Genomic DNA, 14,903 nt, shown 5'->3' with positions numbered 1-14,903 from the left:
ATGGTTGCAAAGAAAAAAGGAGAGCATGAAAATGCTCTCCTTTCAACCGTCCTTTATGTGGGTTAAGAGATGTTTTCACTGTTTTAGATTGCTATTGAGTTGCTGGAAAAGGGCATACGTGTCCCGTTAGCAACTGCAACAGCAAATTTTGCACGGCAAAAATAAAGGAAGTCCATCCAACATCCGCGCACTAAAACAGCTTGATTCAACATCTCTTACCCCACCTCCGTTCATCTAAAGTTATATATATTTTATTACTGAACGGAGGAATATTCAAGGGGTTTCTTTTAAAAAGTCAGAAAAGCGTGATTCAGCTGAAAACCCTATTTTTTCTTTTCGTCTTCCAGCTGTTCATATTGCAGCGGATATTCGCGTTTTTCTTCCTGTACGGAAATCCATTGGAAAGTGGTAAACTCATCCAATGACCACTCACCGCCAAAACGGCCAAGTCCTGAATTCTTCTCTCCACCAAAGGCAACCAGCGGCTCATCATTTACGCTTTGATCGTTAATATGAACCATTCCTGTTTCCATACGCTGAGCGAATTTCATTCCACGCTCATACTTACCAGCATGGACAGAACCACTTAGACCAAATTCTGTATCATTGGCGACACGAAGAGCTTCTTCTTCGCTCTCTACTGGAATAATGGTTACTACCGGACCAAACATCTCATTTTTAGCTGTGGACATATCGTTTGTTCCTTTTAAAACATATGGTGTCATTACATTTCCGTCAACTGAACCTTCAAGCAGTACTTCTGCTCCTTCTTCTTTTGCTTTATCGATTTCACCAAGAATGCGCTCTACAGCTCCTTGATTAATAAGCGGTCCAATTAATGTTTCTTTATCATTTGGATCGCCAACTTTTATTTTCTTGGCTGCCTCGACGTATCGCTTTGTAAATTCATCAGCAACATCTTTTTGAACGATTATCCGGTTGATCGCCATACAGATTTGCCCACTGTGCATGTACTTTCCGAACAAAGCTCCTTCGATCGCCCGATCGATATTTGCATCATCCAGTACGATAAATGGATTGTTCCCCCCAAGCTCAAGTACTGACTTTTTAATCATCCGGCCGCAGATTTCACCGATGTGCTTTCCGGCATTAGTTGAACCAGTAAAAGAAATCATACGGGGAATTTCATGTTCGACAAATGCATCCCCAACCTCATCGAGTTCAGGTATTACTACATTTAAGATCCCTTCCGGAACGCCAGCCTCTTCAAAAATCTTTGCAATAACTGTTCCGCCAGATATCGCTGTTTGCGTATCAGGTTTTAGAACCACCGCATTTCCAGTGGCAATCGCAGGTGCGACCGACCGCATTGCTAGATACATCGGAAAGTTAAACGGTCCAATTACACCTACAACCCCGAGTGGTTTCCGATATATGTTATTTTGTTTTTCCGGAACAACGGAGGGAACCATTATACCGCCCATTTCAAAAGGAAAAGTGGAAGCGTGCCGTGTAATGCTGATACAGAAATCGACTTCCACGTTAGCTTTGATATACGTGGAACCTGCATCTTCAATCAACAGCTGGACAATTTCCTCACGACGCTCTTCCATAATCTGGACTGCCTTTTCAAGAATCCTTGAGCGTTCGAACGCGTTGACTTCAGCCCAGTTTTTCTGGGCTTCTGCTGCTGTTTTATATGCTTCATCAATATCGTCGGTCCCAGCTCCCTGGATTTTTGTAATGCTTTCTTGCGTATATGGATTTGTCAGATCAATCTCAGTTTTACCCGTCCCTTTTCTCCACTGTCCTCCGATATATTGCTGATTTACCCCTGTATATTTACTCATTTGGAATAACCCCTTTCGCACAATTCATGATGTTCTCCCTTTTCTTTTCCACCTTTCATCTAAATAAAACGTAGGTAGCGTTTTAAAGAAGGTTGGATGTTTTTTTAAAATTTTAATTGAAAAAATCTTCTAATGTCTAGCATTTCAAAGACCCCCCTTGCATATATTCCACTAAGGACAGCCTTAACAGAACTATATGAAGGAGGGTTCACATGAGTATATACGACCTAATTAACGATTACGAAACTGAACGGAAGCAGGCTCCAGAATCAATCAACGCTATCCTGGATTTCTACCAAAAAAAATACATTTCAGGCGACATCGACATAACCGAGTATCGCGCTGTCTATCACTACTTGCACCGGCAGGGCGCAATTTCAGCACACGAGTATGCATGAATACGGATGAACGAGATACCACAATTGTATATTCTAAATTAAAAGAAGCTCATGGAGATGAGCTTCTTTTGATTATAGTGTGAAAGGGGCAATTGCTTGTTACCTGCCTTTATGTCTTTTATATGTATTCTTTTTAATGGGTTCCATTTAAAGTATTTTCATTAATCTGTCCATGCTTACGCCTGCCATGTGCCCTACTCCCTAATAAAAGCGTAAATAGCTGCGTAGCCGAAACGATTACCAGTAATGTTAATAAAGATTCAATCGATCCAAATGTCAACAGAATTCCACCAATCCAAGGGCCAAGCATATACGCAGAATTCCCTCCCATGCTTACTACAGAAAAATAAGTCGCTTTCAAATGATCCGGAGCCGCTTTTGCGATAATCCCCTGCATCTTCGGCACCATGATCAGTTCGCCAACTGTTATGATGGCAAAAGACATAAACCAAACCCACACTGTATGGTTGAAAATCAAAATGGTATAACCAGTTATATCGAGGACACACCCTATGGCTAATATCAGCTTTACATTGACCCGATCGATAAACTGCGCAACAACAGGCTGCATAACCACTATAATCGTCATTATCATTGATAGAAGAATACCGAACAGCTGTACACCGTTTTCAAACGAATCGCTGAAAAATTGTGCAATATTGGAATCCTGTTGTGCCTCGGTAAAAAAAATTAAAAAATAGCTGATTGTCATCCAAACGAGGACTCCATTTTTGATCAACTGACGGAACACACTCTCCTTTGGATGTGTACCGTCCTGTTCTTCTGTCGTTTTCTGGGCGGGCGAATTTTTCCCTTTTGCTTTAAAGACACTCGCCATGGTAACGGCGATACCAATCAGAACAGCGGAAAATAATAGAATTGGATAACCTGAAGTCCCCGCCCCAAGAATACTTACGCCGATGAGCGGTCCTATTACTCCTCCAAGATTGGTACCCCAGTAACTGTAGCTGAATACTTTTTCAATATGCTCCTCAGGGGTTTCGAGGGAGAGAATTGCATTGCTCGAGGAGTTGAAAATAGCCCAGCCGACTCCTGCAATAGCTGCACATACACCTATCACATAATAATTACTCGATGCCACGTATCCTATTAAACTTATAGCTGGAATAATTAACGCAAACGGGAAAATGCGATGAACCCCGATCTTATCGCCAAGACGACCGCCCCATATACTGAACAGCATTGAGGATAGTGGGGATATTCCTATTAAAATTCCAACTTCTGCTGGTGTCATATTAAATTTATCGCTAAAATAAATTGCCATAAATGGCATAACCATGAACCTTGTTGTTACGAATACAAGATTCGCCGCCAGGAGGGCCCACACTACACCAGGCAGCTGTATGTACGCAGTCTTGATTTTCAAGGTTAACCTTTTCATTGTTCTGAATCACTTGGTGTATTTTTAAAAAATGGCTCCCCCAACTTAAAACCGAATGTAGCTACATAATACCAATCGCTATCTTCCGCATTATCCTTCATTTCATTTAACTCACTTAACAGGCTGTGGTATTTCTTTACCCACTTCCTAAACTTTTCCTCAGTAGTCCTCACTTCTAGCTGGGCATTAATATTACTCCACTGGGCAGGATCTGTACCCTTGTTTTTAAATGAGTCTATTGGTGCCCCATATACTCGCTGTTTTGCTCTGTCAATAGAGGTAAGGGTCATTTGTCTATCGCTTTCACCAGTCTCAGTCTCACTTGGGAGAAGGTCATTGTTAGGTATATAACTTCGTGCAACAGCTTCATAAATTTTTTCGTTCATATTACCTTTTTGTATTTCACCAACAAAATAAATTAATCCGTTCTTTTCAAGGCTCTTTAAATGGTAATGAACTTTTGATCTCGGTATATTTAAGTATCGAGATAATTGTTGTCCTGAATATGGTTTTTCAATAAGCAAGTGTAGGATTTTAACTCTTAATGGATCACTTAAAGACTTTAACTGTTCTAACTCATTAATATAAAATACATTTTGTCGCATATAGTCAACCTTTCTTTACCAGTCAGTTTTATTTGACTACATTATAAGTCTACATTAGTTTTGTTGTCAATTAAATTTGACAATAAATTAATGTATCTCCTAGGGTTGGAACCATATGGAGGTAATATTCTATTTATTCCGCTCCTGTTGTTTAGTGATTCTGTATGTTTCCGATCACTTAATACATCATTTATCAATCTCGCAAACAAATTGCACGTACGCTTTCCGAAACAGATCTTCCTCTTCCAAAAAAGGATAATGATTACTATGCTCGAACACTACCAATCTCGAGTTTGGAATCAGCTCGCTCATTTCCTCCGAATACGTGAGGGGACACTGAACGTCATTTCGTCCGCACATAATTAACGTTGGAGCAAATGACAGTCCTAGCTTTCGTGTCACATCATAAACCTGCAGTTCTCGGCTGAAAAAATTCATACGGATCGCAGACATGCCTTTATTGATTTCCTTGTTAAAATAATCATGATACCGCGCTGGGTCCGTTAGTGAGAATTTCGTCCGCTCAATTTTAAACTGCCTCCGTTCCTCATCCTCTAAATCAGCCCGCTTCAGCAGTTCATTCAGCTCCTGCATTCGCTCGAAATCTGGGTGGGCTTCGTTATAGATACAATCCTCCGAAAAGGTCATATATTCCCGGGCGGCCGCTCCAACAATTACATTGAATGTTAGACTCCGAGAATAGTAGATTCCATAAATAACACCGAGCATTCCACCGGTCGAGTGGCCAGCGATTCCCCAACGCGGGAAGCCCAATTCTTTTCGTACTGCTTCGAGATCAAAGACTGTTTCCAGCATACTCAGCTGGTAGGGTTCGGCTGCACCAGCCGAACCACCAGCCTCACGTGGGTTTACCAGAAATACTTGATTCGTCTCACAGAACATATCGGCAAAATAATCCCCAGTCTCGTTAAACTCCGAATAATGATGCGTAACACACACCGGAGTTCCCTCGCCTTTCACAAAAACTTCAAACTTCCCGCGTAGAGTGTTAACCATTTTTCTTTTCCATTTGCCCACAAAATCTCTCCTAACCCAGGTAGTCTTCCACTGATTCGAGGTTTACCTTCCCACTATCCTTGATAAACTGCTGGAGCACATGCAGATGACCTGCACCATACAGTACAAAAATGCGATCATCGGATGAGTCGGCCAGTTCCATCAGGTTTTTATAAATAAGCATATTCCGGTAATACCAATACTGCGCGGCCCACATCGCTCCCCCAGGTTCTTTTTCACTACCTACCAGGGCAAGCTGCATATAAAAACGATGATTCTCAAGTATAGCTTCCTGTTTGTTCAGATGAAGCAAGTATTCCCCAATTGAATGTGTGTTAAAGTATTCCTGAGATTTTTTCATCACCTTCTCAATCTCTTCTACAGTCTCTGAAAAAACCTCCGAATTGTTTTTCGTTGCCCACTCTTCCATATCGGGAACACCTTCCACCGCCTGATTCCAGTCCACTGCATGTAATTCTTCAAGCCCCATTTCCTTTCCGAGCCTGAACCCTATTTGATGCCGTTCGTTAGCAGTTAATTTGAAATCACCTGCAAGATAGGAATGAAAATCATTATTCAAGGAGTCTTGATTTTCCGTTAATACTTCCAGAGCTATCTTAGTTGGGTGAAACATCTTAACTGCCTCGACCACATTAATAATTTCTTCCTGCCTTTGATACGAGAGTAAATCACTTGTATGAGTCATGAACATGTCACCATTATCTGGGTTATCAAAGTGGTTAGTTCCAAGCAATAAAAGAGTCGGTTTAGCCATCAAAAACCTCTCCTTTCTCCTCCTAAAAATTCCTCATCGCCCAAGTTTCCTCTTAATTTCTCTAACTTCTTTCCAATACGCTTCTTTATTCCCGATTTCTCCGTCCAAGCCAAGAAGTTCGGCTAGCCGGATTTCCAGTTGCTCACGTTCATTTTTCCATTCCTGTCCAGCGGTGTCCACCCTTTTTTCCAAATGTTCAACAAAGTCATCATATGATCCTCGGTAATCGACCACTTTATCACCGTTCAGAAAAATAATACGGTTGGCGAATTTTTTTACAAAATAGCGGTCATGCGATACTGCAATCATGGCGCCAGGGTATGACTGGATAACATCCTCGACAGTTTCCCGGGTATCCACATCAAGGAAGTTCGTCGGTTCATCGAGCACCAGCAAATTAGCTTCACTAAAATAAAGTTTTATGAACGCGGCACGACATTTTTCCCCCATGCTTAACTCTCCAATCCGTTTATGAACGGCATCTCGCCGGAACAGAAAGGATCCCAGTATTGTCCGTGCCTCGGTCTGCGTCATATCCGGAAGCGACAGCAAGCTTTCAAGCAGGGTCTTCCCCTTATTCAACACACCGAGCTCCTGATCAAAATAACCGATTCTGGTCTGAGGGTTTAGCTGAACCGCTCCTTCATCAGGAACCAAGTCACCAATCAGCAGTTTCAGCAACGTGGATTTACCGGCACCATTGGGTCCTATAATTGCAATTCGGTCTTCCCGGTCTACCGTGAAGTTTAAATCACAGAACAGTTTTTCCTCCTGAAATGAAAAATTCAGGCCATCTACCCTGACCAGCGTCCTTGCCGAGAATCCACCAGCGTCCAGGCTCATATTAATTCGCTTATCCTTCGCAGGTTTTTTTGCCCCTTCATTCTCCAGGCGCGCCAACTCAGATTCTTTTGCCTTATAGCGGGAGATGTTTTTCTTGGCTTTGGCACGCAAAAAGTCATCCGTTCCAGCAGCACCATGTGCCTTATGGAACCACTGTTCATAACGACGAATGGTCTCTTTCAGCTCTTTTTTCTTTTTTACATATTTTCGGTAATTCCGCTCCTGGGTCCTGGCTTCAACTTCCTTCTGTTCTTTATAGTCAGAATAACCACCTGTGTAACGAGTACATCCTTCGCGGGTTAGCTCATATATTGCATCAGCTGTTTTATCAAGAAAATACCGGTCGTGCGAAACATACAATAGAGCACCGTGGTATTGCCGTATCCATTCCTCAAGCCACTCAATCGTTTCTTTATCAAGGTGATTGGTCGGTTCGTCCATGATTATCATTTTTGGCTCCTTAAGCAGGACACCTGCCAGTTGGACCTTCGTTTTCTGGCCACCGCTTAATGAATGGAACGGCTGGCTCCATATCCCAGCATTCAGTCCTAGGCGGGATAGCGTTGTTTCTGCCGTGACTTCCAACTCATAACCACCCAGTTCAGTAAATCGCGCAAATGCTTTCTCATACGCCGCCATCCCCGCTTCACCCTGCAAATCAGCCAGTGCACGGTCCATCGCTTTTTTGGCAGTAAACCAATCGGCAAAGAAACCCAGCACGAAATCCTTTGCCGAATGGTCTCCATCTACCGCAGGAGACTGATCAAGCCATCCCCACTCATGGCCCGGGATCACCCGGTGAATATCCCCGTCATCAAACAGCTCCTTTCCACTGAGCCCCTTCAGTAATGTGGTTTTACCAATTCCATTGCGTCCGTAAAGCGCAATATGTTCCCCTTCGTTAACTTCCAAGCTAATATTCTCAAACAATGTTTCACCGTTTATTTCTTTTCGCAGATTCTGCGCTTTTAATATATGCATAAAATCACCCCTCATTTTTGTACACAAAAAAATCACAGACGTCTGCCTGCAATTTTATCCTGATAGGAGTGTAAAGAGATGACAAATAAACCTGCCATCCCACTTTCATAAGTTAGTTTTAATTAGTCACAATGATTTTTTACACACGTATCCCGCAAGCATCCACATAGGCAGACGCGCTGTTCACTTATTTATTTGATGAACGAGAACGTGTGATTTTTCATTGTCCTAATTAAAACCTCCTGCTTTTCCGTCGTTAAGTTAATTTTATTAAAGCATAACCGGTCACCTATTGCAACAGTGTTCTGATGATTGAATTATGGAGACGCGGGGAATGAATATTACATCTTAAATTTTCAGGAGGGTTAAAAATGACAGACGATAATAAACAACAGACACCACCAGCACAACATCAGGCGAAGCAGCCTGGTAAAGAGAATAAGATGCATCCTGAACCACAGTACATCAGTAAGGATTACAGTCCGGGCAACAAACTGGAAGGAAAAGTAGCCCTTATTACGGGTGGTGACAGCGGAATTGGCCGTGCAATCAGCCTTCATTATGCAAAAGAAGGTGCCGATGTTGCGATTATTTATCTGGACGAGCATGCGGATGCAAAGGACACAAAACAGCTCGTGGAAAAAGAAGGGCATAAGTGTCTCCTAATTGACGGGGACATACGAAATATATCATTTTGTGAAGCAGCTGTAACCGAAGTGCTCGAGAAATTCGGAAAGATCGATGTATTAGTGAATAATGCGGCGGAACAGCACCCGCAGGATGATTTTATGGATATTACAAAAGAACAACTGGAGCAGACCTTCGAGACCAATGTTTTCGGTATGTTCCATATGACAAAGGCTGCGCTACCTAACCTTAGAAAGGGAAGTGTGATTATCAATACATCTTCTGTCACAGCGTATCAGGGCAACCCTCAGCTGATTGACTATTCAGCAACGAAAGGCGCAATCACATCATTTACGCGCTCCCTGTCACAGTCACTGGTTGAAAAAGGAATCCGGGTAAACGCGGTAGCGCCTGGTCCGATCTGGACGCCGCTGATTCCGTCAACATTCAGCGCTGACAAGGTTGATGAATTTGGAGGTAACACACCAATGAAACGTCCGGGGCAGCCGGCAGAACTCGCACCGGCATATGTGTACCTGGCAAGCAGTGACTCCAGCTATGTATCCGGACAGATGATCCACGTGAATGGCGGAACTATTTTAAACGGATAAGAAAAGAAGAGGGCCTGGCATTAAACGCCAGCTTCCCTCTTCTTTTGCTTTCTGGTTAAATAAATTACTCCTGCTACAAACACTCCAAAAACTCCCAGCACTACTCCGATAAATCTCCAGTTCAGCCCGGTATCCTTCTGCACTACATAAACTTCGGCAGTTTGCCGTGCAAGGCCAATTTTGAATTCGCCTTTCTCATTCTCCCGTACGAGATTATCGCCAAGTAGCCCTTTCAGCTGCATACCGGATTCTATTCCATCAATTGAGATGGATTGTGACTGCTCGTCATTATTAATTGCAATGTAGATGGATTCATTTTCATACGTGCGTTTAAACAGGCTCATCGCCCCGCTTGAGCCAAGGAGTTCATAATTACCCTTCTGCAAAGCCGGGAACTGGGAACGCAACGCTGAAACCCGGTTGATATATTTCTTCAGGTCTTCATCCTGACTGTTAAACTGAACCAACTGCAGCGTGTTAGCCATTGGAATTTCAGACCCCTGGTAAATCATTGGTGTACCTGGTGCGGTATACAAATAAGTCAGTGCCAGCTTCCATGTGGTAAGTGGATTCAGTCCATTCACCAGCAACTTCTTTGTGAAACGTTCCGTATATTTGTTATCAATATAGTTGAGTCCCTCTTTTTTCCCGTTTTCAACCCATGTTTCATAGATGGTTGAGACAGGCGTTCCTGATTCGGAAAACACTTCTGCCATCGGCTCATATAAAGAGTTGTTCTCGACCGCATCAATTGTTGAAAAATCTGCAAGTCCCTTATTATAGGTTTCTGGTTCCAGAATATCAGCCAGTTGGAAAAACTCCGGATTCAGTTCGTCAATATGTGTTGTCAATTGCTCAAGGAAATCGGGATTCGTTTTGTCGGCCGCATGGAATCGGTAGCCATCAATATTGGCCTCCTTTATCCAGAAATCAGCAGCTTCGGTTAGAAAAGATTGGACCTCTGGATTGGTTTGATCAAGAACCACAACCTGTTCAAGCCATTGGTGTGACGCAACATCACTTTCTGGTTTTACCCAATCAGCTTTCGCCGGGTCATCCAGCATAGGGTGGGTTTCTGCCACATAGTTGGTCACAAACTCAAGAACGATTTTCATATCCCTTTCGTGTGCTTCTTTTACAAGCTTTTTCAAGTCTTCCATCGTTCCATATTGCGGGTCGACTTTATGGAGGTTCTCAATCCAGTAACCGTGAAAGCCACCTGGGGCGTTATCCATAATCGGAGACAGCACCAGCGTGGTGTACCCAAGCTCTTTCAATGTATCAAGTTTATCGGTAATCCCTTTTAGATCACCACCATGATACGCATTGGGATCATCGAGGTTCACCTGTTCCGTCTGTGATATATCCCCATTATTAAACCGGTCAACGAGGACATTGTATATAATCTGACTATGTATCGTCTCTGCTTTTTCCTGGGCAGCGGCAACAGGGCTCGTCAATCCTGCAGAAAGCACGATTACCAGAAGTATAAATAGGCGTTTCATGTATGTGCTCCTTCATTATTAGTATAGTAGCTCCTTTTCTATTATTAACTTTTGGCATTAATAGTCAATGAAACCACCAATATTGTCGTAAAACCTTCATATTTACGGCCTGTAAGCTAGTCTGAAAAATCGTAGTTCGTCGAGTACAAGTGAGCAAGTTTCGCTTCTGGATGAATATGAAGTTTGGCGCTGTTAACGGCAATTGGGCCTTCGTTAAATCCACCAGCGATTAACGGCAGCTTGTTTTTATAATTCGCGATGTCGCCAACCGCATATACCCCGGGGATGGATGTAGCCATTTCACCATCCACTACGATTGTGCTGTCTTTCATCTTCATGCCCCATTCGGCAATCGGACCAAGAGCAATTTCAAAGCCGTGATTCACAATCACCGCATCAATCTCAACTTCTTCCGTTTCACCGGTTTGCGTATTTTTTAATCCAGCAGTTTGTATTACGCCATTATTCCCTCTTAGGCGGTCAATTATATATGGAATTTTCACATGAACAGAGGAATTTTTCATTTGCGATACATTACTCTCAAGCCCCGGGAATTGAGTTTTCCGATAAACGAGGGTGACCTGATCAGCAATGGATTCCAGTTCATTCGCCCAGTCCACTGCTGAATTTCCTCCCCCGGAAATCAGTACGTGTTTCCCCCGGTAGCTCTCCAGCCGCCTAATCGTATAGTGAAGATTTTTTTCCTCAAACTGTTCAGCCTCAGGCAAATCCAGCTTTACCGACTTTAATGTACCAAACCCGGTTGCCAGAATGACGGTTCGTGTATAGTGCCTCGCACCATTGTCACTTGTCAGGATAAAAATGCCGTCCTCCGTTTTTTCAAGATGCTGGCACTGCTCCCCCAAAACTACTTCCGGATTGAAGGTCATTGCCTGCTCAATTAGCTGGTCGGTCAGTTTCTCGCCAGAAACAGAAGCAATTCCTCCGATATCACGGATTATTTTTTCCGGATAAAAATAGGGAACTTTACCACCAAGAAAGGGCAGAAATTCGATTATCTTGGTTTTCATCTCGCGCATTCCACTGTAAAAAGCGGTAAATAACCCGACAGGCCCTCCGCCAATAATAGTCACATCATATATTTCATGTTTACCGGGCATGGACTACCCCTCCCTGGATTAGTTGGTTTTTATTAAAAGATAGACGAAATACGGTGCACTGAGAATTGCTACGATAATTCCAACCGGTATCTGCGTTGGTGTCAGCAGGTTTTCTCCGATTGTGTCGGCCACCATCAACAATAGAGCGCCGATAAGTGCGGATATTGGAATAATATACTGGTTAAGCGGTCCGATCAGTTTTCTGGCAATATGCGGTACTACAAGTCCAAGAAACGCGATTGCTCCCCCTGCAGCCACACTTGCGCCAGCGAGCGCTACGGCGATTACCAGCAGTACCCGTCGTTCTTGTTCCACACTTGTCCCGAGCCCTGCCGCGACATCGTCACCCAGGTTAAGGACATTCAAAGCATTTGCACGCTGAAGCGCTAACGGAATCAGAATCAGAATCCATGGTAACAGCGCCAGCACGAACATCCAGCTCGCGTTCCAAATATCACCTGAAAGCCATACAGTTGCCTGCCGAAAGTCCTGCGGGTCCATTTTCAGCTGAAAAATAATCAAAGCTGCGCTGAACCCGGCGTTGACACCTATTCCGACGAGAATCAGCCGAATCGGATTTACACCATTCTTCCAGGCGAGTGTATAGATTAGAAATGCTGCAAACAACGCGCCAGCCAGCGCAAAAAATGGCATAGCGAATATAGAAAATACTGAATCAATCTGGTTTTGAAAAAAGAAGATAAATAACACAACAGCTAGCCCTGCCCCGGTATTGATTCCGAGAATCCCAGGGTCGGCCAGTTCATTTTGGGTGACTCCCTGCAGAATTGCGCCTGATACAGCGAGTCCTGCACCTATCAGAATTGCCAAAATGATTCCCGGCAATCGAAAGTCAAATAGTACAAGCTCTTGCCTATCCGTCCCCTGGCTAAATAGCGTTTTCACAACGTCAACAGGGGCTATCTGAATGACACCGGTACTTAATGTAACAAAAAACATAACGATAATCAGTACAACTAATAAGATCATAATTCCTGCAAAGCGACCGGTTTTCTTTTTATATGGTGTACGCATTATTTTGCACCCCCACTACTGCCGCGGGCCAGGTACAGGAAGAATGGCACCCCAATCAGAGATGTGATGGCACCGACCGGCGTTTCAAAAGGCGCATTCACAAGCCTGGAAACCACATCGGCGAGCACTAGTAAAAGCGCCCCAAAGACGGCCGAAGTAGGGATGATCCAGCTGTAGTTTGTACCGATAATAAAACGGGCCATATGTGGAATAATAAGACCGATAAATCCAACTACACCGGCGACCGATACTGCTGCACCGGTCAGTATAAGTACTGTTATAATACCGAAAACTTTGATGATGAGATTGTTTTGCCCCAGTCCAGTGGCAACCTCATCGCCCAGGTTCAAAACTGTAATCGACCGGGCAATCACTAGTGCGATGAACATACCAACTACACCTGATATAAGCAATAGTTGAACGGACATCCAATTGGCGCCTGCAAGTCCACCGGCAAGCCAGAACCCGAGTTGTTTTTCAAGTTGGAAGTGAAGGGCAATTACCGATGACAGCGAGCTGAGCATAGTTCCGATTGCTACCCCGGCAAGCGCCAGTTTTACTGGAGTTAAACCTCCGGAAGAAAAAGAGCCGACCATAAAAACAAGTGTGACGGCAATCCCCGCTCCGACAAATGATGCAAAAATCAGTCCGAGATTGGATGCAGCCGGAAAAAATGCCAGCATAATTACGAGTGCAAAAGACGCACCGTGGGTAACCCCCATAACCGATGGCGATGCGAGCGGATTACGTGTCATCCCCTGCATGATGGCACCTGAAACGGCGAGGAAACCACCTACCATTGCAGCTGAAAGTGCTCGGGGAATCCGCAGTTCCCGAATTACCTGATGCGACGTCAACTCGGGATTAAACGCCAAAACTGCCTGCCAGACTGTTGACAGGCTGATATCCGTCGCTCCATAAGCAACAGATAGCCCGATGGCAAATATCAGGCCAAACAGCGTGACTGCGTTTAACATTATTTTCCAAAAAGCAGATTTATGTATGATTGATAACATGATATTCTCCCACGTCTACAAATTAGTTCCCAACTTAAAAGTATAAGGCTTCCGGGAGTTGGCTGCAATCGTTTAAAGTTAATTGACAAATCAATTGAAAATGATTATCATTACCATCAGAAATATATTATAACATAAGAGGAGACATACATATGCACACACAAAAAAAGTTTATTATACTAGCTGGTGTTCTATTTAGTCTTATGCTTCTACTTGCTGCTTGTGGCGGTGAAAACGGAGGAACCGGCGATTCGGATTCAGGAGGTTCAGCTGAGGGCGACCAAAAAGCTGAAGTTACGGTTGACAGTAAAATGGGTGAAGTCACTCTGCCGACCGATGCTGAACGGATTATAGCCCCTTACCATGAAGACTCATTGCTTGCACTTGGTGTCAAACCGGTAGCGAAATGGGCAATCGGAAATAGTGTTCAAACTTATCTTGAAGATCAGCTTGGCGACCTTCCCAAGATAGAATGGAATATGCCTGTAGAACAGGTACTCAAACATAGTCCTGATTTGATTATCCTGGAACATGGCCTTGACAGTTATGAAGGCTCCTATGAAGACTATCAGCAAATCGCACCAACCTATGTGATGACCGAAGAAGTAACCAATGACTGGCGGAAACAGATTGAGGTATTCGGCAAAATCCTTGGGAAAGAAGATAAAGCCGATCAGGTCCTTAAAGAATATGAACAAAAAGTAACCGACGCGAAACAAAAACTGAACGATGCCATCGGTGATGAAACAGTAGCGGCAATCTGGGCGGTCGGCAACCAGTTCTTCCTGTTTGAGCAAAATCGTCATAGTGCTGAAGTTCTTTACAACGAGTTGGGCGTGAATACACCGGAACTTGTAAAAAGTCTTGGTGAAGCGCAGACTTCCTGGAACCCAATCTCGCTGGAAAAGCTATCTGAGCTAAAAGCTGACCATGTGTTCCTGCTGGCGAATAAAGGTGAACAAGGAATCGAAACGTTGAAAAACAGCTCTGTGTGGCAAAGCACACCAGCAGCCAAGAACGGTAATATTTACGTTGTGAATGACCCAAGTAACTGGACCAACAAAGGGCTTATCGCTTCTAAAGATACAATCAACGATTTGCTGGAATACCTGGTAAAATAATCTTTCTATAGTTATAATTGAATGAAACTCATAAA

Annotated in this window: 14 protein-coding genes; 3 read left to right on the top strand and 11 right to left on the bottom strand. The window is 43.6% G+C overall.

The window, feature by feature from the left end:
- Positions 1-83: 83 nt before the first annotated feature.
- Together ACFO3D_RS13680 and ACFO3D_RS13675 are read right to left on the bottom strand one after the other, a co-directional pair.
- The gene (locus ACFO3D_RS13680) at positions 84-212 is read right to left on the bottom strand and encodes an RAxF-45 family protein (RefSeq protein ID WP_390296993.1); all 129 of its coding nucleotides are present in this window, start codon (positions 210-212) and stop codon (positions 84-86) included.
- A gap of 111 nt (positions 213-323) precedes the next feature.
- A complete protein-coding gene (locus ACFO3D_RS13675; RefSeq protein WP_390296990.1) occupies positions 324-1,811 on the bottom strand; it encodes an aldehyde dehydrogenase family protein in 1,488 nt (495 codons plus the stop codon).
- Between the two features lie 212 nt (positions 1,812-2,023).
- On the opposite strand from ACFO3D_RS13675, the gene yppF reads away from it, so the two are divergent.
- The gene (gene yppF, locus ACFO3D_RS13670; protein WP_390296987.1) at positions 2,024-2,209 is read left to right on the top strand and encodes a YppF family protein; all 186 of its coding nucleotides are present in this window, start codon (positions 2,024-2,026) and stop codon (positions 2,207-2,209) included.
- Positions 2,210-2,342: 133 nt separating this feature from the next.
- Here yppF and ACFO3D_RS13665 read toward each other — a convergent pair whose 3' ends face one another.
- The 5 genes from ACFO3D_RS13665 to abc-f all read right to left on the bottom strand — a co-directional run bounded on the left by ACFO3D_RS13665 (position 2,343) and on the right by abc-f (position 7,832).
- Entirely contained in the window at positions 2,343-3,611 is a 1,269-nt protein-coding gene (locus ACFO3D_RS13665) for an MDR family MFS transporter (protein WP_390296983.1), read from the bottom strand.
- Positions 3,608-4,216, bottom strand: a complete 609-nt coding sequence (locus ACFO3D_RS13660) for an ArsR family transcriptional regulator (RefSeq protein WP_390296980.1) — start codon at positions 4,214-4,216, stop codon at positions 3,608-3,610. The genes ACFO3D_RS13665 and ACFO3D_RS13660 overlap by 4 nt, the downstream gene beginning before the upstream one ends.
- 186 nt (positions 4,217-4,402) lie before the next feature.
- Positions 4,403-5,254, bottom strand: coding sequence for an alpha/beta fold hydrolase (locus tag ACFO3D_RS13655; RefSeq protein ID WP_390296977.1), 852 nt, complete (start codon positions 5,252-5,254; stop codon positions 4,403-4,405).
- Between the two features lie 10 nt (positions 5,255-5,264).
- Positions 5,265-6,008: a DUF5694 domain-containing protein gene (locus tag ACFO3D_RS13650; RefSeq protein WP_390296974.1), complete on the bottom strand. Its 744-nt coding sequence runs from the start codon at positions 6,006-6,008 to the stop codon at positions 5,265-5,267.
- A 33-nt stretch (positions 6,009-6,041) separates the two neighbouring features.
- Entirely contained in the window at positions 6,042-7,832 is a 1,791-nt protein-coding gene (abc-f, locus tag ACFO3D_RS13645) for a ribosomal protection-like ABC-F family protein (RefSeq protein ID WP_390296971.1), read from the bottom strand.
- Between the two features lie 371 nt (positions 7,833-8,203).
- On the opposite strand from abc-f, the gene ACFO3D_RS13640 reads away from it, so the two are divergent.
- A complete protein-coding gene (locus ACFO3D_RS13640; RefSeq protein WP_390296968.1) occupies positions 8,204-9,070 on the top strand; it encodes an SDR family oxidoreductase in 867 nt (288 codons plus the stop codon).
- A 20-nt stretch (positions 9,071-9,090) separates the two neighbouring features.
- Here ACFO3D_RS13640 and ACFO3D_RS13635 read toward each other — a convergent pair whose 3' ends face one another.
- The 4 genes from ACFO3D_RS13635 to ACFO3D_RS13620 all read right to left on the bottom strand — a co-directional run bounded on the left by ACFO3D_RS13635 (position 9,091) and on the right by ACFO3D_RS13620 (position 13,747).
- Positions 9,091-10,575 carry an alpha-amylase family glycosyl hydrolase gene (locus ACFO3D_RS13635; protein ID WP_390296965.1) on the bottom strand — a complete coding sequence of 495 codons (1,485 nt, stop codon included), beginning with the start codon at positions 10,573-10,575 and terminating at the stop codon, positions 9,091-9,093.
- Positions 10,576-10,691: 116 nt separating this feature from the next.
- On the bottom strand, positions 10,692-11,696 hold the full coding sequence (locus tag ACFO3D_RS13630; RefSeq protein WP_390296962.1) for an NAD(P)/FAD-dependent oxidoreductase: 1,005 nt from the start codon (positions 11,694-11,696) through the stop codon (positions 10,692-10,694).
- A gap of 18 nt (positions 11,697-11,714) precedes the next feature.
- Positions 11,715-12,731 (bottom strand): FecCD family ABC transporter permease, encoded by a 1,017-nt coding sequence (locus tag ACFO3D_RS13625; RefSeq protein ID WP_390296959.1) that lies wholly within the window; start codon positions 12,729-12,731, stop codon positions 11,715-11,717.
- A complete protein-coding gene (locus ACFO3D_RS13620) occupies positions 12,731-13,747 on the bottom strand; it encodes a FecCD family ABC transporter permease (protein WP_390296956.1) in 1,017 nt (338 codons plus the stop codon). The genes ACFO3D_RS13625 and ACFO3D_RS13620 overlap by 1 nt, the downstream gene beginning before the upstream one ends.
- Before the next feature lie 152 nt (positions 13,748-13,899).
- Between ACFO3D_RS13620 and ACFO3D_RS13615 the strand changes: the two genes are divergently transcribed.
- Entirely contained in the window at positions 13,900-14,868 is a 969-nt protein-coding gene (locus ACFO3D_RS13615; RefSeq protein WP_390296953.1) for an iron-hydroxamate ABC transporter substrate-binding protein, read from the top strand.
- The last annotated feature ends 35 nt before the right edge of the window (positions 14,869-14,903 follow it).

This window comes from Virgibacillus kekensis (genome assembly GCF_042654125.1).
Lineage (GTDB): Bacteria > Bacillota > Bacilli > Bacillales > Amphibacillaceae > Lentibacillus > Lentibacillus kekensis.
This window is presented reverse-complemented; position numbering and strand designations above follow the sequence as displayed.